The organism is Micromonospora sp. ATCC 39149, from assembly GCF_000158815.1.
Classification (GTDB): Bacteria; Actinomycetota; Actinomycetes; order Mycobacteriales; family Micromonosporaceae; genus Micromonospora.
Genome location: NZ_GG657738.1, coordinates 5031494 through 5050112, shown reverse-complemented (window position 1 = coordinate 5050112; position 18619 = coordinate 5031494). Strand labels below are relative to the sequence as shown.

Below are 18619 nucleotides of genomic sequence, written 5' to 3'. Positions count from 1 at the left end.
GAGTCGGCGGGCGGCGGCGTTGCGGTGGCTCTCGGCCTCCCGCTTCGCGGCGGCGGCGTGCTGCACGGCCTCCTTGGCGGCGGCCACCTCGGCGCGCGCCTCGACGAGCTGGTCGCGCAGTTCGGCGGCGGCGCGCTCGGCGGCGAGCCGGTTGGCCCGGGCCTCCTCGACGGCGGCCTGCACCTCGATGAAGCTGGGTGCCTTCGCCGACCCGCCGGCCGCCGCGTACGCCCCGACGACGTCGCCGTCCGGGGTCACCGCGCGCAGCTCCGGGTTGCCGGCGACCAGCTCGGCGGCGGCGGCGAGGTCGTCGACGAGGACCACGTCGCGCAGCGCCCGGTGCACGGCGGGACGGAGTTCGGCGCAGCACTCGACCAGGTCGGGGGCCCAGCGGGCGTGGGCAGGCAGCTCCGGGCGCAGGGCGTCGGCCGGCCCGGTCATGCCCGGCCCGGCGGGGCTGCCGACGAGCAGGCCCGCCCGCCCAGCGTCGGAGATCTTGAGCAGCCGCATCGCCTCGACGGCCTCGTCGACGCCGGTGACCGCGACCGCGTCGGCGAGCCCGCCGAGCGCGGCAGCGAGGGCCGCGGAGTGGCCCGGGGCGACGGTGAGCAGCCCGGCGAGACTGCCGAGCAGGCCCGGCACCTCGCCGGCGCGGGCCAGCAGCGCGCCCGCGCCGTCCTTGCGGCGCAGGCCGATGGCGAGCGCCTCTTCGCGGGCCTTCTGCGTGGCGGCGTCCTTCTCGGCGGCCCGTTCCGCGTCGGCGAGGAGGCGCGCGGCGGCCTGCGCGCGCTCCTGGACGGCGACGGCCTCGGCGTGCCGGTCGTCGAGGTCGGCGTTGTCCCGGTCGGCCTCCGTGGACTGCTCGGCGACCGCGTCCAGGTCGGCCTGCGCCTGCTCGGCGCGGGCCAGGGCGTCGGCGTGCGCGGCGGCGAGCCGTTCGATCTCCTCCCCGGCGCTCGTCGTGCGGGCGCGGGCCGAGTTGACCTGGCCGGTGAGCCGGGCCAGCCCCTCCCGTCTGTCGGCGATCGCCTTTGCGGCGGCGACCAGCTCCCGCTCGGCGGCGGCGAGCTGGCGTTCCAGCTCCTGTCGCCGCTCGACGGCCTCGGCGAGGCGGATCTGGTCGTCGGTGAGCGCGCCGCGCAGCTCCTCCTCCTGCTCGCGGACCCGCTCCGCCTCGGCCTCCAGCTGGTCGGGGTCGCGGCCGGGGCGCTCGTCGTCGGGCGTGGCGGTGAGGTGGCGCAGCCGCTCGCGGGCGAGCTGCTCGACGGAGCGGAACCGCTCGGAGAGGGCCGAGAGCCGGTACCAGGTGTCCTGGGCGGCGGCGAGCAGCGGGGCGTCCTCGGCGAGGGCGGCCTCCAGCTCGCCGAGCCGGGCCTGCACCTCGGAGTGCTCCGCCTCGACCTCCTGGCGTCGCTCACGCGCGGCGCTCTCGTCGGCGATCTCCCGGTTGAGGGTGGCGCGCAGGGTGTGCAGGTCGTCGGCGAGCAGCCGCAGCCGGGCGTCGCGCAGATTGGCCTGGATCGCGGCGGCCCGCCGGGCCACCTCGGCCTGCCGGCCCAGCGGCTTGAGCTGGCGGCGCAGCTCGGCGGTGAGGTCGGTGAGCCGGTTGAGATTCGTCTGCATCGCGTCGAGCTTCCGCAGCGCCTTCTCCTTGCGCTTGCGGTGCTTGAGGACGCCGGCCGCCTCCTCGATGAACGCCCGCCGGTCCTCCGGCTTGGCGTGCAGCATCCCGTCGAGGCGGCCCTGACCGACGATGATGTGCATCTCTCGGCCGATGCCGGAGTCCGACAGCAACTCCTGGATGTCGAGCAGGCGGCAGGAGTCGCCGTTGATCTCGTACTCGCTCTCGCCGGAGCGGAACATCCGGCGGGTGATGGAGACCTCGGTGTACTCGATGGGCAGCGCGCCGTCGGTGTTGTCGATGGTGAGGGTGACCTCGGCCCGACCCAGCGGGGCCCGCCCGGCGGTGCCGGCGAAGATGACGTCCTCCATCTTGCCGCCGCGCAGCGCCTTGGCACCCTGCTCGCCGAGCACCCAGGCGATGGCGTCGACGACGTTGGACTTGCCGGAGCCGTTCGGGCCGACCACGCAGGTGATCCCGGGCTCCAGCTTCAACGTCGTCGCGGAGGCGAAGGACTTGAACCCCTTCACCGTCAGGCTCTTGAGATACACCTTCTCGATCCTCGTCCGGTGGCCGCCAAGCGCCGTGGGCTGCGCGGACCTGGTGAACCCGCAGACTAACCCGGTGCCGCCGGGGCTCGGGCACGCGACCCGCCCCGGGGCGACGTCGACGGCCGGTTCCGCGACCTGCGTACCGGGTTTCCCGGTACGGATCGGACAATCGCCGCGGCCGAACCTTGATCAATTATCCAAGATCAGAGAATGGGGACGGAGAAATGGTCCGGACATGGCAGCGCGCCGGCACAGTAAGTGTCGGCGCGCGATTTTGCGTGGTGCGATTCAGTTGTCGGACCAACCGGAGATCAGGTCAGTGCGGGCTCGGCCAGACGGAGGAGGTCGTCCGCCTCCGCCGCAGCCGCCGCGAGCCGATCGTTCTCGGCGCGCAGGCGCGTGATCTCGAACTCCAGTGCCTGAACCCTGGACCGCAGTCGGGTGACCTCGTCGAGCAGACGCCGATCGGGCGCTGCACCTACGTGGCCGTAGAGGGCCTTCGCCATGCTGACTCCTTGATATGCGCTGCCGGAAAGGCCGGACCAACGCGCGCCCACTCGTTCGCGGCTGTCATTCCCAGCGATTCTGGGCATGACCGGGCGCGACTGGCGACACCTACATATTGAGCCGACAACCCCTCATTCGTCAAGTTACCGCAGGCCGTAGATCATCTTCGCGTCGGCCGAGCCACTTGTCGGGGGGCTGCCACAAAGGCACGGACACGCTCTGTCCGGACTCGTTAACTGTACGCCCGGGAACGACGGAACTCACCCCACGCGAACCGCTTTCGTCTTAACTCTTTCTTAGCCACGTTGCCGCAGCTAGCACCGCGCCCGTACGGTCACCCCGGCCCGCAACCGACCGATGGAGGCGACAGGCGTGTACGGCTGGACCGACCCGAACGACCCGGAGGGCTCACGGTGGCGCCCGGAGCCCCCGGCCGACGAGCCGGCCTGGCTGACCGACCGCCCTGGGCCGAGGTCGGCCTACCTGTTCGGGGACGAACCGGATCAGCCAAGTGACCAATGGCACACCGACCGGTCCCGGCCGGAGCCGGTCGGCCGCCCGTGGGCGGACCAGCCCCACGGGCAGGAGCAGCCGGCGCACCAGCCGACCGGACAGTGGCAGCCGTCCGAACAGCCGACCGGGCAGTGGCGGATGGACGACGCTTCCTGGCCCGCCGAGAACACAGGCGGCTGGTGGCCCGGGGGCGAGCCCTGGCACGACCAGCCGACCGGGCAGTGGGTGCCGGAGGCCGGCGTCGACGGGCCGGCCCCCTGGCCGGCGGCAGACGCGCCGGCAGCACACGCGCCAGCGGTAGACGCGCCGGCAGCAGACACGCCAGCGGTAGACGCGCCGGCGGCGGAACACACCCGGGCGCTTTCGGTCGTCGGCGGGGCGACGCCGGCGGCCGGGCGGCCGGTCGACCTCGCGGCGCGGCGCGGCGGCAACGCCCCAGGCGACGGCGAGGGGCGGCACCGGCCAGCCCGTCGGCTCCCGCGCCCGCTACTGATCGGTGGGGCCGCTGCGGCGGCCACCCTGGTGGTCAGCCTCGGCGTCGGTGCCCTCGTACTGCCCGGCGGGGATGTCCCACGGACCGACCCGGCCGCGGCCGACGTCCCGGTCGCCGCGCCCGCCGACCCGACCCCCTCGACGCCGGCCAGCCCACTGACCTCGCCCTCGCCGAGCGCCTCGCCGACGAGCGCCAGTCCGTCACCCTCGCCGAGCCGGACCGCCAAGCCGACCCCGAAGCCCAGCCAGTCAGCCACCGCGTCGCGGAACAGCCAGCGCAGCATCGCCCCCGCCACGCCCCGGGCCGCCGCCGCACCGGGCGTGAGCGCCCAGGCGCGGGAGGTCGTCAACCTGGTCAACGCGGAACGGGCCAAGGCCGGATGCGGCGCACTGAAGATCGACGACAAGCTGATGGCGGCGGCCCAGGCGCACAGCCAGGACCAGGCCGACAACCGGAAGATGTCGCACGACGGCAGCGACGGCAGCGACGTCGGCGACCGGCTCGGACGGGTCGGCTACGCCTGGCGCGCGTACGGCGAGAACGTCGCGTGGAACCAGCAGACCCCGGCCGCGGTGATGGACGCCTGGATGAACAGCCCGGGACACCGGGCCAACATCCTGAACTGCTCCTTCACCGAGATCGGCGTCGGCATCGCCAGCAGCAACGGGCCGTACTGGACGCAGGACTTCGGCACCCCGCGCTGACCCGGACCACGGCGGGGCCCCGGGGGGTGGGGCCCCGGACCACGGCGGGGCCCCGGGGGGTGGGGCCCCGGACCGGGGCGGGACCCCGGGGCGGGGCAGGCGAGTCGTCCCGGGGTCCCGCTCGTTTCACCCGGTGAGGTGCGCCGAGGCGGTGCCCGGGGCGGCGTATCCGCCCTGGGGAGGCCGGGCGGCTGGTCCGCGTCGGGCGTCTGGGCGACGCACCCGTTCCGGGCGGCCGGGTGCCGCCCGCGACCCGGGAGTTGCCGATGCGGATCCGGCTGCCGTCGCCCGGCTTCGGGCGCGCGTCGGGCAGGCTGCTGCGCTCACTCGTCGCGCTGGCGCTGCTGACGACGGCGTACGGTTGCCGGGCCGAGTTGGCCCGGCCTGACGCGCCAACCCCCTGGCCGGCCGGGGAGGCCCGGCACTGGCGCTGGCAGTGGCAGCTCACCGGCCCGCTCGACAGCACGATCGAGGCGGACGTGTTCCTGCTCGACCCTGTGCGTACCACCAGCACCGAGGCCGCGGCGCTGCGCGCCCGGGACCGCCGGCTGGTCTGTCAGGTCGGCGTCGGCGCGTACGCGCGGACGGACCCGGACGCGGACCGGTACCCGGCGGCGGTGCGCGGCGCGGCCGGCCGGCGGCCCGGCACCCGGTGGGTGGACGTGCGGCGGTGGGAGGTGTTGGCGCCGATCCTGGCCGACCGACTCCGGCTGTGCCGGGGCAAGGGCTTCGGCGCGGTCGCCCTCGCCGACGCCGACGGGTACGCCCACCTCTCCGGCTTCCCCCTGGAGTTCGACGACCAGCTGCGGTTCAACCGGCGGGTCGCCGCCCTGGCCCGCTCGCTGGACCTGTCCCCCGGCCTGCTCGGTAACGTGCCGCAGGTGGCCGCGCTCGCGCCGGACTTCGACTTCGCCGTCAACGAGGAGTGCGTCCGGCTGCGCGAATGCGCGAAGCTGCTGCCGTTCGCCGACGCCCGCAAGCCGGTGTTCCACGTCGAGTACGCGGGCGACCCCGACGAGTTCTGCGTGACCACCCTCGGGTACGGCTTCGCTTCCATTCAGAAGCGGCGCGAACTGGACGCGTGGCGGGACGCCTGCCCGGACGCCCCCGGATCGGGCGGCACCGGCCGCTGAGCGGACGCGCCGGTGCCGCCCGGCCAGCGTTGGTCAGCCCCGCAGGGCAGCCCGGGGCCGGGGCTGGCAGCGGGGACAACTGTACGAGGAGCGGTTCATGAACGCCTCCCGGCGCAGCGGCGTGCCGCACCGCCGGCACGGCTCGCCCTCCCGCCCGTACGCGTTGAGCGCGCGGTCGAAGTAGCCGCTCTCGCCGTTGACGTTGACGTAGAGGGCGTCGAAGCTGGTGCCGCCCTCCTTGACCGCTTCGCCGAGGACGTCCCGGACGTGGCCGATCAGCCGCTGCGCGGCCGGCGCGGTGAGCTGGTCGGTGGGCTGGGCACCGTGCAGCTTCGCCCGCCACAGCGCCTCGTCGGCGTAGATGTTGCCGATCCCGGAGACGAGGGTCTGGTCGAGCAGCGCCCGCTTCACCTCCGTACGCCGCCGCAGCAGGGCCGCGACGAATGCGCCGTCGGAGAACCCCGGGTCCATCGGGTCCCGGGCGATGTGCGCGATCTCGGGCGGCAGCTCGGCCCCGCCGGCGGAGACGGCCAGCCCGCCGAACGTACGCTGGTCCACGAAACGCAGCTCGGGGCCGTCGTCGGCGAACCGGAACCGGACCCGCAGGTGCAGCTCGTCCGCCGCTGTGGCCGGCTGGAGCAGCAGTTGGCCGGACATGCCGAGGTGGCCGACGATCGCGTCGCCGCTGTTCAGCGGCAGCCAGAGGTACTTGCCGCGCCGCCGCACGTCGCGCACCGTCCGCCCGGCGAGCACGTCGGCGAAGTGCGCCGGGCCGGCCAGGTGCCGGCGGATCGCCCGGGGATGGCGCACCTCGACGCCGGCGATCCGGCGGCCGGTGACCCACTGGGCCAGGCCCTGCCGGACCGTCTCGACCTCGGGAAGCTCAGGCACGGCCCGCCTCGCCGGTGTCCGCCCGGCCACTGTCGGCGGCGGCCAGGGCCGCCCCGTTCACCAGGCCGCCGCCGTCAGCTGGGCCCGGCCGGGCCGGGCCGGGCGTTCCGTCGACAGCGGCCTGCTCCTGCTCGGCCTGCATCTGCTTCGCCCGCGCGGCCCGATCCCGCTCGGCCTGCTCGGTCAGCTCCCGCCAGGCCGACTCGGCGGCCCGCTGCTCGGCCTCCTTCTTGCTGCGCCCCTCCGCCCCGCCGTACCGGTTCCCGGCGACCACCACCCAGGCGGTGAACGTCTTGAGGTGGTCCGGCCCGGTGCCCTCGATGCGGTACTCGGGGACGCCCAGCCCGAGGGCGGCGGTCAGCTCCTGGAGGCTGGTCTTCCAGTCCAGCGCGGCGCCCCGCCCGGCCGACTCGGCCATCAGCGGGTCGAACAGCCGGTGGATCACGATCGCGGCGGTGTCCAGGCCGTACTGGAGGTAGATCGCACCGAGCAGGGCCTCCAGGGTGTCGGCGAGGATACTCGCCTTGTCCCGGCCGCCGGTGCTCTCCTCGCCCTTGCCCAGCAGCAGGTACGCGCCGAGCCCGTCCGGGCCCAGGCCCCGCGCGACGTCGGCGAGCGCCCGCATGTTGACCACGCTCGCCCGTAGTTTGGCGAGCTGGCCCTCGGGCAGGTCGGGATGGTTGTGGAACAGCGCGGTGGTGATCACCACGCCGAGCACCGAGTCGCCGAGGAACTCCAGCCGCTCGTTCGTGGGCAGACCGCCGTTCTCGTACGCGTACGAGCGGTGGGTCAGCGCCCGCTCCAGCAGCTCCGGGTCCAGCGAAACCCCGAACGCGGCCTCCAGGTGACCGATGGGCGCACGCCGCCGCTTGTCGATGGTCATGATGCGGTTACCTCTCGGTTCACGACCGGGCGGCCCGCGCCGGGCACGCTCGCCGGCGCCGGCGCGTCGACGCGGCCGGTCGGGACGGGACGGGCGATCACAGGCTCACCTCGGTGTCGGTGGTGCGTTCGGTGTGGTCACCGGGCTTCGCCGAGGTCTGCGGGGCCACCCCTGCGCCCGGGACGCCGAGCAGCACGGAGACGGCGTCGGTGGCCCGCCGACGCCGCAGGTGGGCGGCCAGCGCGATGCCGGAGGCGACGTCCTCGCCTCGGGCGGCGCCGTGGCAGACCACCACCGTGCCGGCCACCCCGAGCAGGGCGGCGGCCCGGGGAGCGCCGCCGCCGGGCGGGGGCCCGCCGGCCATCGCGTAAGCGCCCTCGATCGCCTTGAGCAGCACGTTGCCGGTGAAGCCGTCGGTGACCACCACGTCGGCACGCAGGCCGGAAGCGATGTCGTAGCCCTCGACGAGGCCGACGTAGCGCGCGGCGCAGGGCAGCGGCGCGGCGGCGAGCACCGGGTCTGCGCTGCGGCGCAGCCGGTCCCCCTTGCCTGCCTCCGTGCCCACCGACAGCAGCCCGACCCGTGGCTCGATCACCGCGTGCGCGACGGCCGCGTAGGCCGCACCGAGCACGGCGTGCCGCACGAGGGTGGCGGGGCCTGGCTCCAGGGAGCCGCCGACGTCGAGCAGCACCACCGGCCCGGCGACCGCCGGCAGGGTCGCCACCAGGGCCGGCCGGCGCACATGCGGCCAGCGGCCGAGGCCGAGGGCCGCCGCGGTGACGGTCGCGCCGGTGGAGCCGGCGGAGACCATCGCGTCGGCGATGCCGTCGCGGACGGCGGCGACGGCGGTGCGTACGGTGCTGTCGGCGCGGGCGGCGACGGGGTGGTCGGCCATGCCGACGGCGGCACGCACCGGCCGGACCGTGACCCGGGCCCGTTGCACCGGGTCGAGGGCACCGATCAGCTCGTCGGCGACCTCGGCGGGGCCGACGAGCAGGAGGTGCAGGTCCGGGTCGGCGCGCATGGCCCGCAGAGCGCCGTCAACCACGACGGCGGGAGCATCGTCCCCGCCGAGGAGGTCAACGGCGATCCGCGCGGTGCCCGGCTCCACCGGGACGCCGGCCGGAACGGGCCGGCCGGCGACGGCGGGAGCCGGGGCACCGGGCGATCGCCAGGATGCGCGCGCCACCCGACCGGGGGTCGGGGGCGTCACTCGGCGTCCAGGTCAGACCTCGAGAACCTGGCGGCCGTTGTACGTGCCACAGACGGAGCACGCGGCGTGCGGCAGCTTCGGGGACTTGCACTGCGGGCAGGCCATGGTCGCCACCACGGCCGCCTTCCAGTTCGCCCGGCGGGACCGGGTGTTGCTGCGCGACATCTTGCGCTTCGGGACGGCCACGGTTCCTACTCCTCTGTACGGTTCAGTTGCGACAGGCCCGCCCAACGCGGGTCGATCTGCTGGTGACTGTGGTCGGCCGGCAGATCGTCCCAGTGCACCCCGCACTCGGGGCACAACCCTGGGCAGTCCTCCCGGCAGAGCGGGTTGGTCGGCAGCGTGAGCACCACCGCGTCCCGCAGCGCCGGCTCCAGGTCGATCAGATCGTCCTGCATCCGGCCCACCTCGTCCTCGTCGGTCGTGGCGTCCGTGGTGCTGTTCTCGTACGCGTACAGCTCCTGGACGGGCACGACCACCGAGTGGTTGATCTCACGCAGGCAACGCCCACACTCGCCCTTGACGGGACCGCTGACGGTCCCGGAGACGAGCACGCCCTCGGACACCGACTCCAACCTCAGATCGAGGTCGAGGTCCGCGCCCTCCGGCACGCCGATCAACTCCACGCCGAGGTCCTTCGGTGCCGGGACGACCCGCCGATGCGTACGCAACGCGCCAGGGCGACGCGGCAGGTCCCTCGTGTCGAGGACCAGCGGCGCCCTGGGGTTGAGTGATGAAGGCGAGTGTTTGGGCATAGTCAGACTCCGGCCGGTGAGAGGCCGACAAAAAAGGTTACCTGGACGACCGCCGGACCGTCGAACCGGGGGCGACGCCCGCCCCGCCTGTCGGCTGCTGAGGTGCCGCTCAGAAGGGTAGCGGGCGATCGGCCTCGTCCCCACCGAAGGTGCCGATCTCACGCAGCGCGTGCATCTTGTCCCGGCCGCGCTCGATCGAGGCGAGGGCCCGCGTAAGGAACTGCTCGAAGTTGGCCAGCGCGGTGTCGACGTAGTCGTCGACCTCCTCACGCAGCCGCTGCGCCTCGGCCCGGGCCTCGGCGATGATCCGGGCACCCTCGTGCTCGGCGGAGACCGTGATCTCGTTCACCGACACCAGGCGGGCGTGTTCCGCCTCACCCTCGCTGATGATCCGATCGGCCTCCCGCTTGCCGGCCTCCATGATCTTGTCCCGTTCCCCCAGCAGGGCCGCCGCCCGGCGCAGGTCGGCGGGGAGGTCGGCGCGCAGCTCGTCGAGGGCGGCGATCATCTCGCCCCGGTCGACCATGCAGTTGTTCCGCGACATCGGGACGGAGCGGGCCTGCTCCACCATGGCGATCAGTTCGTCGATGCGATCGAGCGGGTCCACCGGTACCTCACTCCTGTCGTTCGTCGGCCGAGCTACATGATGCGGGCTACGGCCGGGTTCCCGCTCGACCCATCATGTCGCGCCCCGGCCACCGCCGCCGATCCACCCCACCCGGCGCGTCGTGTCGCGGCCGGTCAGGGGAGCCGGATGCCACCGGTCAGGGGAGCGGAGGCGGCCGGTCAGGCCAGCGGAGGCGGGCCGAGACGGACCTGGAGGGCCTCGCGGACCAGGTCGGGCACGTGGGCGGAAACGTCGCCGCCCCACTTCGCCACGTCCTTCACCAGGCTGGAGGAGAGGAAGGAGTAGAGCGGGTTGGTCGGCATGAACAGCGTCTCGACCCCGGCCAGGCCGATGTTCATCTGGGCCATCTGGAGCTCGTAGTCGAAGTCGCTGACCGCCCGCAGGCCCTTGATCAGGACGCTGGCCCGGTGCGCCCGGCAGAAGTCGACCAGCAGGCCGCGGAAGGACGCGACCCGCACGTTGTCGTACGAGGCGGTCACCTCGCGGAGCATGTCGATCCGTTCCTCGACGGTGAACAGGCCGCTCTTCGACTGGTTCACCAGCACGCCGACGATCACCTCGTCGAAGAGCCGGGCGGCCCGCCCGATGATGTCGAGGTGTCCATTGGTGACCGGGTCGAACGAGCCGGGACACACCGCACGTCTCATGATCGGCGACCGTACCAAAGCGTGGTTTCGCCGTAGCGCCGGCTGCGCTCGGCCGTGACGCCCTCCACCCAGCCGACCGGGCCGGTCCGGCTGGAGCGCTCGACCACCACGAGGGCGTCCGTCGCCAGCCAGCCGCGGTCGACCAGCGCGGCCAGCATCGCGGTGACGTCGGCATCGGGTACGGCGTACGGCGGGTCGGCGAAGACCACGTCGTACGGCCCGCCGTCCGGGCCGGCCGCCAGCACCGTGGCGACCTTCCCGGTGACCAGCCGGGCGGCCGGGGCGGCCCGCAGCGCGGCGATGTTCTCCCGCACCACCCGGGCGGCGCGCGGGTCGGACTCGACCAGCAGCACGTGCGCCGCCCCCCGCGACAGCGCCTCCAGGCCGACAGCGCCCGACCCGGCGTACAGGTCGGCGAAGCGTGCCCCGGCCAGGTCGACGTCGGCCTGCACCGCGCTGAACAGCGCCTCCCGGACCCGGTCGGAGGTGGGTCGGGTGCCGGCGCCGGGCGGCGCGGCGAGGCGCCGACCGCCGAGCGTCCCGGCCACGATCCGGGTCACCGCCTGCTCCTGCTCATGCCCCCGACGCTACGCGACGCCGGGGCCGGCACCCGGGCGGGCGGCACCGGCGTCGCGTGGCGTCGGAGTCCTCGCATGATCACCTTCTGTACATCAATGATCTCAAATCGATAACATCACCCTTTAGGGATGCCTCATCGCGCCGGCCCGGAGGTCGCTCCTTCCGCGCCGTAGCAGGTCAGCCCTTCTCCAGGTACTCCGCGCGCTCGGAGTCGACCAGGGCGGCCACCGAGGCGGCCAACGCCGGATACCGCTCCAGCTCCGGATCCTCGTCGACCAGCGCGATCGCCTCGGCGCGGGCGTCACGAATCAGGTCGGTGTCGCGCAGCAGCGACAGCAGCCGCAGGTGCGAGCGCCGGCCGGACTGGGTCGCCCCGAGCACGTCGCCCTCGCGGCGCTGCTCCAGATCCAGCTCCGCGAGCTTGAAGCCGTCCGTGGTGGAGGCCACCGCGTCGAGGCGTTCCCGGGCCGACGAGCCCTCGGCCGCCTCGGTGACCAGCAGGCAGAGCCCGGCCGCCGAGCCCCGGCCGACCCGGCCGCGTAGCTGGTGCAGCTGGGAGACCCCGAACCGGTCGGCGTCCAGCACGATCATCACGGTGGCGTTGGGCACGTTGACGCCTACCTCGACGACCGTCGTGGCGACCAGCACGTCCAGCTCGCCGTCGGCGAACGCGCGCATCACCGCGTCCTTCTCGTCGGCGGGCAGCCGCCCGTGCAGGATCCCGATCCGCAGCCCGTGCAGCGGCCCCTCGGCGAGCAGCGGGGCGACCTCGGTCACCGCGAGCGGGGGCCGTCGGCCGTTGTCGTCCTCCCGGGGCGGCTCCTCCTCCGACCCGGCCCCCGGGTCCCCGATCCGGGGGCAGACCACGTACGCCTGGTGGCCGGCGGCGACCTCCTCGCGCAGCCGACGCCAGGCCCGGTCGAGAAACGCCGGCTTCTCGGCGGCCGGCACCACGTGCGAGGCGATCGGCGAGCGGCCCTGCGGCAACTGGGACAGGGTGGAGACCTCCAGGTCGCCGTACACCGTCATCGCCACCGTGCGGGGGATCGGCGTCGCGGTCATCACCAGCACGTGCGGGGGCTGGTCCGCCTTGGAGCGCAGCGCGTCGCGCTGCTCTACGCCGAACCGGTGCTGCTCGTCGACCACGACGAGCCCCAGGTCGGCGAAATCGACCCCCTCGTAGAGCAGGGCGTGGGTGCCGAGCACGATCCCGGCCCGGCCGGCGGCGACCTCGGCGAGGGCCCGGCGGCGGGCCGCCGCGCCCAACGAGCCGGTGACCAACTCCACCGAGGTGGCCCCGTCGGCGGCACCCAGCTCCCCGCCCCGGGCGAGCGGGCCGAGCAGATCGAGGATGCCCCGGTGGTGCTGGGCGGCGAGCACCTCCGTCGGGGCGAGCAGCGCCGCCTGCCCCCCGGCGTCGACCACCTGGAGCATCGCCCGCAGCGCCACCACCGTCTTGCCGGAGCCGACCTCGCCCTGCAACAGCCGGTGCATCGGATGGGCGGTGGCCAGGTCGGCGGCGATCTCCGCGCCGACGGCCCGCTGGCCGCCGGTCAGCTCGTACGGCAGCCGGGCGTCGAACGCGTCGAGCAGAGCGCCGGCGCGCGGCGGCCGGGACCGCGCCGGCCAGGCCGCCGCCCGGTGCTTGCGCTGCACGAGGGTGAGCTGCACGGCGAACGCCTCGTCCCACTTGAGCCGGCGGCGGGCCCGGTACAGGGCCTCCTTGCTGGACGGGCGGTGGATCTCGCGCAGGGCCGTGCCGATGCCGATCAGGTTGCGGGTGGCCCGGATCGTGGCGGGCTGCGGGTCCTCCGGCGGGGTGAAGGTGTCCAGCACCACCCGCACGCAGCGGGCGATCACCCAGGTCGGCACGGCCGCAGCGGCCGGGTAGACCGGGATCAGCGCGCCGGCGAACTCCTCGACCTCCTCGTTGGCGGCGGCCTCGCCGTCGCCGCCCTCACCAAGCAGCACGTATTCCGGGCCGTTGAGCTGGCGCTTGCCCCGGAACTCGGTGACCTTGCCGGCGAACAGGCCCCACCGGCCGGGGCGCAGCTCCCGCTCCCGCCACGCCTGGTTGCCGAAGAAGGTGCAGGTGAGCGTGCCGCCGGAGTCGTCGCCGACGGTGACCTCCAGCAGCTTGCCCCGGCGCTGGCGCATCGGCCGCACGTCGGTGCGCCGCACCTGCGCCAGGACGGTGACCTGCTCGCCGACGTCGAGGGAGCGGATATCGGTGTGCTCGCCGCGCTCGTCGTACCGGCGGGGGAAGTGGTAGATCAGGTCGCCCGCGGTGTGCAGGTCGAGGTGGGCGGCCAGGGCCTTGGCCGTCTTCTCCCCGACCAGCTTCTTCAGCGGCGTGTCGACCGTGGCCGGCTCGGACGTCGTCATTCGACCCCCACCAGGAGCGGATAGTGCGGCTGGCCGCCCGGGTACGCCTGTACCTCCACGAACGGCCAGCGCCGGGCGACGTGCTCGGCGACGGCGTCGGCCAGCCCGTCGGGGGCGTCCGCGCCGGAGAGCAGGGTGACCAGTTCGCCGCCGCCGCCGAGCATCCGGTCGACCACGGCGGCGCAGGTGTCGGCGAGGTCGACGCCGATCAGGTGCACCTCGCCCTCGACGAGGGCGAGCACGTCGCCGGGGCGGCACGGGCCGGCGACGGTGAGCGCCTCGCGGCTGGCCCAGCAGACCTCGGCGTACCGGCAGGCGCCCGCCGCCTCGGCCATCGCGATCACGTCGTCGGCGAAGGGGCGCTGCGGGTCGCGCACGGCGAGCGCGGCCAGCGCCTGCACCGGCGACCGGGTCGGCACGACGCTGACCCGCACCCCCAGCGCGTGCGCCTCCCGCGCGGCGGCGTTGGCGACGGCCTGGGTGTTCGGGTCGTTGGGCAGCACCACCACACGGGCCGCCGAAGTGGCCCGGATCGCGTCGAGCAGCTCACCGGTGGATGGGTTGCCGGGCACCACCGTCGCCCCCTCTCCCGCGAACAGCTCGGCGATGCCCGCGCCGGAGGCGACCACCACGGCCGCCCGGCCGTCGCGCCGGCCGGCCGGCTCGGCCCGCTCGTCGGCGAAGCGGGTCACCGAGATCCGGTACGGCCAAGCCGGCCTCCACCCCCGCCTCGACCGCCGCGCCGACGTCGTTGACGTGCACGTGCACGTTACCAGGTGTCCGACGCCCCGTCGGTGGCTCCGTCACCGACCAACCACCAGCGAGTCGCCGAGACCGGCCAGGGTCTGCCAGCATCCGGGCCAACCGCCTCCGCGTCGGCGTCGAGCAGGGAACTGCACCTCGTAGGCGTACTCCCTCGGAGCCGGTCTCGCGGGCCCGCCGTGACCGGCGGCGGGCGGACCGGGCGCGGCGCGGGGGGCGGCCGGCCGCGGGGCTCTCCCCGGTGACCACCTCGACCAGCGCGTCGAGCAGCAGGCAGAGCCCCCGGCCGCCGGCGTCGACCACGCCGGCGCGGGCGAGCGCCGGCAGTTGCTCCGGTGTACGGGCCAGCGCCTCGGCCGCCGCGCCGGCCGCCTCCCGGGCGACGGTGCGCAGGTCGTCGCTGTCGGCCGAGCCGGCCGCGCGGGCCGCCGCCGCGACCACGCTGAGCACGGTGCCCTCGACGGGTTGGGCGACGGCGGCGTATGCGGCGGCGGCGGCGTCGCCCAGCGCGGCGGCGAGCTGCCGGCCCCGCACCACCGGGACGGCGGCCAGGGTGTCGGCGAGAGCGCGCAGGATCTGCGACAGGATCACGCCGGAGTTGCCCCGGGCGCCCAGCAGCGCGCCGCGCGCCATCAGCCGCAGCGCGTGCCCGTGCGGGGTGGGCCCGACGTCGGGCAGGGTGTCCAGGTCCAGCGCGAGGGCCTGCTGGGCCGAGGTGAGGGTGAGCACCAGGTTGGTGCCGGTATCGCCGTCGGGGACCGGGTAGACGTTGAGGTCGTCGATCTCGCCCTGGTGCCGGCGCAGCGCGGCCAGCCCGCCCGCGCACCAGCGGCGCACCGCGGCGGCGTCGAGGGTGTCCAGCACGTCGGAAAGCCTACTGGCGCGCACCGACACCCGCCCGGGGCCGACGGTACGGTGTCGCCGACGTGGCGGCGGCGGGAGCCGGGAACGCCGCCATCGCGCCGCCTGGCGCGGCGTCACCAGGGGCCCGGTTGGGCGGCGGCGGAACCATCGGGTAACCTGACCAGGTTGCCCGGGCTGCGCCTGGCGGCGACCTCATGAACGTATCAATCCCAGGAGTATCCCGTGGCTAGCGTGTGCGACGTCTGTGGCAAGGGGCCGGGCTTCGGCCACAACGTGTCCCACTCGCACCGGCGGACCAACCGCCGCTGGAACCCGAACATCCAGTCGGTGCGCACCCCGGCCGGTGGCGGCACCACCAAGAAGTTGAAGGTCTGCACCTCCTGCATCAAGGCCGGCAAGGTCACCCGCGCCTGACGCGGTAGCGCCGACCTCCAGATCGCCGTCGACTAGCCGGCGGTCCCCGAGGGCCCGCCGGCTAGTCGTGTCGGCCGGACGCGGGACCGTCGGGTTGCCGACCCGGCCGGGCGGTCGCCGGCCGCCGTCCGACCGGCCGATCAACACCGGACGCCTGTCCGGTTAGGGTCGCTGCGCGCCGGTCGACCGGACCAGCCCGGTTCGACGCCGCAAGCGCAGCGTGGAGGATCGACCGTTGGACCTGGGCCGTGCCGAGATGATCGTCATCGGGGCCTCGCTGGGCACCCTGCGCTGGTTCGACGAAAAGCTGCCGGCGGGCAGCGTGGTCGTCGTGGAGGAACCCGAGGTGATCAGCCGACGCGGCATCGACCGGCTGGTCGGTCGCCTGCCCGTCCTGTTCCGGGTCGTGCCGGCCGAGTACCAGACGGGCTTCGACGCGGACGCGCTGCTGGCCCGGGAGCCCGATCTGGCCAGGGCCCGCCTGGTCATGCCGGGCCTGGAGTACGCCGTCGGCGCCGCCGCCCGCCTCGCCGCCCGCCTCGGCCTGCCCGGTGCCGGGGCACGGGCCGCCGACATCTTCTCCGACAAGCATCGGATGCGACTGCTCGCCGCCGCCGCCGGACTGGCGAACCCGGCGTACGAGTTGGTGGGCACGCCGGAGGAGGCGATGGCGTTCGCGCGCCGGCACGACGGGCGCTGCGTGCTCAAGCCCACCCGGCGCTCGGGCAGCCTCGGAGTGCGGCTGGTCGCCGATCCGGCCGAGATCCCGGCCGTCTGGGCGGCCACCGCGTCCCCCGAGGCTCCGCCGGAGGCCATCGAGGGGCTGCCCACACAGGTGCTCGCCGAGCAGGTCCTCGCCGGCCGGGAGCACAGTGTCGAACTGCTCGTCGCCGACGGCGAGGTGATCTTCGGCAACGTCACCGACAAGCGGGTGCTCGCCGGTCCCCTGCCGGTCGAGACCGGGCACACCGTCCCCTCGGCGCTGCCCGAGGCGGCCCGCCGTGACCTGCTCGACGCGGCGGAGCGGCTGTGCGCCGCCGCCGGGTTCCGCACGGGGGTGCTGCACAGCGAGTGGATCGTCGGCGGCGGCGTGCCGCACCTGGTGGAGTGTGCCGCCCGGCTGCCCGGAGACATGATCACCGCGCTGATCTCGATCGGGTACGAGTACGGCTTCATCGACGCGTACCTGCGGGTGCTGCGCGGCGATCGGCCGGCGCTGCCGGCCCGGCCGATCGGGGCGGCGGCGGTGGAGTTCCTACTCGCCGCGCCGGGCACCGTCACCGGCATCGAGGGGCTGCGGCCGGCCCGCCGGGTGCCCGGGGTGCTGGAGGTGCGGCTCGACACCGCCGTCGGCGGGACCGTCGCGGAGGTCACGTCGTCCGACCAGCGCAGCGGACACGTACTGGCCTGGGGCGCCGACCCGGCCGAGGCCGAACGGGCCGCCCGTGCCGCCGCCGCCGAGATCCGCGTCACCGTCGCCTGACCCGGCCGCCGGCCGGGCACCTCGCCGGGCGGCCGGATGCCTCAGAGGGTACGGCCGAAGGAGAGGCAGCCCGGGTGGTCCCGGTAGAAGCCGAAGTTCGGGATGCGCTCGTAGCCGGCCGCCGAGTACAGGGCGATCGCCTCGGGCTGCTTGTCGCCGCACTCCAGGACGAGCCGCTTACGGCCGTGCTCGCGGGCGGAGCGCTCGACGGCGGCGAGCACGGCCCGTGCCACGCCCCGTCCCCGCGCCGCCGGGCTGGTGTACATGCGCTTCAGCTCGGCAACGTCCCCGGCGTCGCCGTGGCTGCGCCAGCCGCCACACCCGACGGGCTCCCCCGCCAGGTAGGCGACCAGGAACGCGCCGTGCGGCGGCACGAACTCGGCGGCGTCGACGGGGGTCTCGTCGCCGCTGCCCCCGTACCGCTGGCCCAGGTCCGTCAGGGCGGCCCGAATGAGCCGCTGCCCCTCCGGCGAGTCGAAGCGAGCCGCGCGGATCTCGATCTCACTCACGGGTGAAGGGTACGTCGCCGCCCGGTCCCCTACCGGAAGTGGTCCCAGCCGGCCGGGCCGTCGTACGCCGCGCCGTCGACGGTCACGCCGGCGCCCTCCGTCACCCGGCCGACGACCCGCCACGGGTCGGGCAGCGCCACCGCCGGGGGGAACGTGGCAGCCAGCGCGTGGTCGTCGCCACCGCCGAGGATCCACGAGTACGGGTCGACCCCCAGCGCCTGGGCGGCGTCGCGCATCTGCCGGGGCACCTCGAAGGCGTCCCGCCGCACGTCGATGCCGACCCCGCTGGCGCGGGCCACGTGCCCGAGGTCGGCAAGCAGCCCGTCCGAGACGTCGATCATGGCGGTGGCCCCGAGCCGGGCGGCGTGCGGCCCGGCCGCGTACGGCACCTCGGGCCGCCGGTACGCCTCGACCAGCAGCTTCGGCGTGCGGAAGCCCCGGGACAGCACGGTGTAGCCGGCGGCGGCGTACCCGCTTCGGCCGGCGAGGGCCACGACGTGCCCCGCACGCGCGCCCGAGCGGACCACCGGGGCCCGGCCGCCCAGGTCGCCCAGGGCGGTGACGGCGATCGTCAGCGTCGGGCTGGCCGACATGTCCCCGCCGATCACGCTCGCGCCCACGGTGGCGGCCTCGGCCGCGAGCCCGTCGGCCAGTTCCTCGGCCCAGGCCGGGTCCAGGTCCGTTGGCATGCACAGGGCCACCAGCAGAGCCGTCGGGCTGGCCCCCATCGCGGCGATGTCGGCCAGGTTGGCCGCCGCCGCGCGGTGCCCGACGTCGCGGGCGGCGGACCAGTCCCGCCGGAAGTGCCGCCCCTCGACGAGGACGTCGGTGGAGGCGACCACCCGGGCGTCCGGCGCGGCCAGCACCGCCCCGTCGTCGCCCGGCCCGAGCAGGCAGGCCGCCTGCTGGGGCAACCGGGCGGTGACCCGGTCGATCAACCCGAACTCGCCGATTCTGGCCACGCTCATGCCCGCTCCCCATCGTGCCCGTGCCCGCCGTGGGCGCGGGATCGTCCCGCGCCCCGCCCGCCGTCGCGCTCGCCGCGCTCGCTCACTGCTTCTCCTTGGCCACCGATCGGGATCAG

At 74.9% G+C, this 18619-nt stretch carries 17 protein-coding genes and 1 pseudogene; 4 read left to right on the top strand and 14 right to left on the bottom strand.

Annotated elements, in window-relative coordinates:
* Window positions 1-2172 (bottom strand): chromosome segregation protein SMC (gene smc, locus MCAG_RS22070; RefSeq protein ID WP_007075195.1); only part of this gene is annotated, 2172 nt, incomplete at its 3' end.
* A 311-nt stretch (window positions 2173-2483) separates the two neighbouring features.
* Window positions 2484-2678, bottom strand: a complete 195-nt coding sequence (locus MCAG_RS22065; RefSeq protein ID WP_036374707.1) for a hypothetical protein — start codon at window positions 2676-2678, stop codon at window positions 2484-2486.
* A gap of 358 nt (window positions 2679-3036) precedes the next feature.
* Between MCAG_RS22065 and MCAG_RS22060 the strand changes: the two genes are divergently transcribed.
* Window positions 3037-4389: a CAP domain-containing protein gene (locus MCAG_RS22060; RefSeq protein WP_007075194.1), complete on the top strand. Its 1353-nt coding sequence runs from the start codon at window positions 3037-3039 to the stop codon at window positions 4387-4389.
* Between the two features lie 266 nt (window positions 4390-4655).
* The gene (locus MCAG_RS22055) at window positions 4656-5522 is read left to right on the top strand and encodes an endo alpha-1,4 polygalactosaminidase (RefSeq protein WP_036377781.1); all 867 of its coding nucleotides are present in this window, start codon (window positions 4656-4658) and stop codon (window positions 5520-5522) included.
* Window positions 5523-5555: 33 nt separating this feature from the next.
* Here the strand turns inward: MCAG_RS22055 and mutM are convergent, their stop codons facing one another.
* The 10 genes and pseudogenes from mutM to MCAG_RS22005 all read right to left on the bottom strand — a co-directional run bounded on the left by mutM (window position 5556) and on the right by MCAG_RS22005 (window position 15129).
* Complete coding sequence (mutM, locus tag MCAG_RS22050; protein WP_007075192.1) at window positions 5556-6413, bottom strand: bifunctional DNA-formamidopyrimidine glycosylase/DNA-(apurinic or apyrimidinic site) lyase; 858 nt, start codon at window positions 6411-6413, stop codon at window positions 5556-5558.
* Window positions 6406-7296 carry a ribonuclease III gene (gene rnc / locus MCAG_RS22045; RefSeq protein WP_007075191.1) on the bottom strand — a complete coding sequence of 297 codons (891 nt, stop codon included), beginning with the start codon at window positions 7294-7296 and terminating at the stop codon, window positions 6406-6408. The genes mutM and rnc overlap by 8 nt, the downstream gene beginning before the upstream one ends.
* Before the next feature lie 97 nt (window positions 7297-7393).
* Window positions 7394-8407 (bottom strand): fatty acid synthesis protein plsX, encoded by a 1014-nt coding sequence (locus tag MCAG_RS22040; protein ID WP_007075190.1) that lies wholly within the window; start codon window positions 8405-8407, stop codon window positions 7394-7396.
* 114 nt (window positions 8408-8521) lie between these two features.
* The gene (gene rpmF / locus MCAG_RS22035) at window positions 8522-8695 is read right to left on the bottom strand and encodes a 50S ribosomal protein L32 (protein ID WP_036374705.1); all 174 of its coding nucleotides are present in this window, start codon (window positions 8693-8695) and stop codon (window positions 8522-8524) included.
* A gap of 5 nt (window positions 8696-8700) precedes the next feature.
* A complete protein-coding gene (locus tag MCAG_RS22030; protein WP_036374703.1) occupies window positions 8701-9264 on the bottom strand; it encodes a DUF177 domain-containing protein in 564 nt (187 codons plus the stop codon).
* A 109-nt stretch (window positions 9265-9373) separates the two neighbouring features.
* Window positions 9374-9871, bottom strand: a complete 498-nt coding sequence (locus tag MCAG_RS22025; RefSeq protein ID WP_007075187.1) for a hypothetical protein — start codon at window positions 9869-9871, stop codon at window positions 9374-9376.
* A 179-nt stretch (window positions 9872-10050) separates the two neighbouring features.
* The gene (gene coaD / locus MCAG_RS22020) at window positions 10051-10539 is read right to left on the bottom strand and encodes a pantetheine-phosphate adenylyltransferase (protein WP_036374701.1); all 489 of its coding nucleotides are present in this window, start codon (window positions 10537-10539) and stop codon (window positions 10051-10053) included.
* On the bottom strand, window positions 10536-11099 hold the full coding sequence (rsmD, locus tag MCAG_RS22015) for a 16S rRNA (guanine(966)-N(2))-methyltransferase RsmD (RefSeq protein ID WP_007075185.1): 564 nt from the start codon (window positions 11097-11099) through the stop codon (window positions 10536-10538). Before rsmD ends, coaD begins: the two co-directional genes overlap by 4 nt.
* A 196-nt stretch (window positions 11100-11295) precedes the next feature.
* Complete coding sequence (gene recG / locus MCAG_RS22010) at window positions 11296-13503, bottom strand: ATP-dependent DNA helicase RecG (RefSeq protein ID WP_007075184.1); 2208 nt, start codon at window positions 13501-13503, stop codon at window positions 11296-11298.
* Window positions 13500-15129 (bottom strand): annotated as a pseudogene (locus MCAG_RS22005) (DAK2 domain-containing protein). The gene recG and the pseudogene MCAG_RS22005 overlap by 4 nt, the downstream one beginning before the upstream one ends.
* A 222-nt stretch (window positions 15130-15351) precedes the next feature.
* On the opposite strand from MCAG_RS22005, the gene rpmB reads away from it, so the two are divergent.
* On the top strand, window positions 15352-15543 hold the full coding sequence (rpmB, locus tag MCAG_RS22000; protein ID WP_007075181.1) for a 50S ribosomal protein L28: 192 nt from the start codon (window positions 15352-15354) through the stop codon (window positions 15541-15543).
* A gap of 235 nt (window positions 15544-15778) precedes the next feature.
* A complete protein-coding gene (locus tag MCAG_RS21995) occupies window positions 15779-17026 on the top strand; it encodes an ATP-grasp domain-containing protein (protein WP_232290245.1) in 1248 nt (415 codons plus the stop codon).
* Between the two features lie 41 nt (window positions 17027-17067).
* On the opposite strand, the gene MCAG_RS21990 is transcribed toward MCAG_RS21995, so the two are convergent.
* Window positions 17068-17535 (bottom strand): GNAT family N-acetyltransferase, encoded by a 468-nt coding sequence (locus MCAG_RS21990; protein ID WP_007075179.1) that lies wholly within the window; start codon window positions 17533-17535, stop codon window positions 17068-17070.
* 29 nt (window positions 17536-17564) lie between these two features.
* Window positions 17565-18503 carry a thiamine-phosphate kinase gene (locus tag MCAG_RS21985; protein ID WP_007075178.1) on the bottom strand — a complete coding sequence of 313 codons (939 nt, stop codon included), beginning with the start codon at window positions 18501-18503 and terminating at the stop codon, window positions 17565-17567.
* Window positions 18504-18619: the final 116 nt, after the last annotated feature.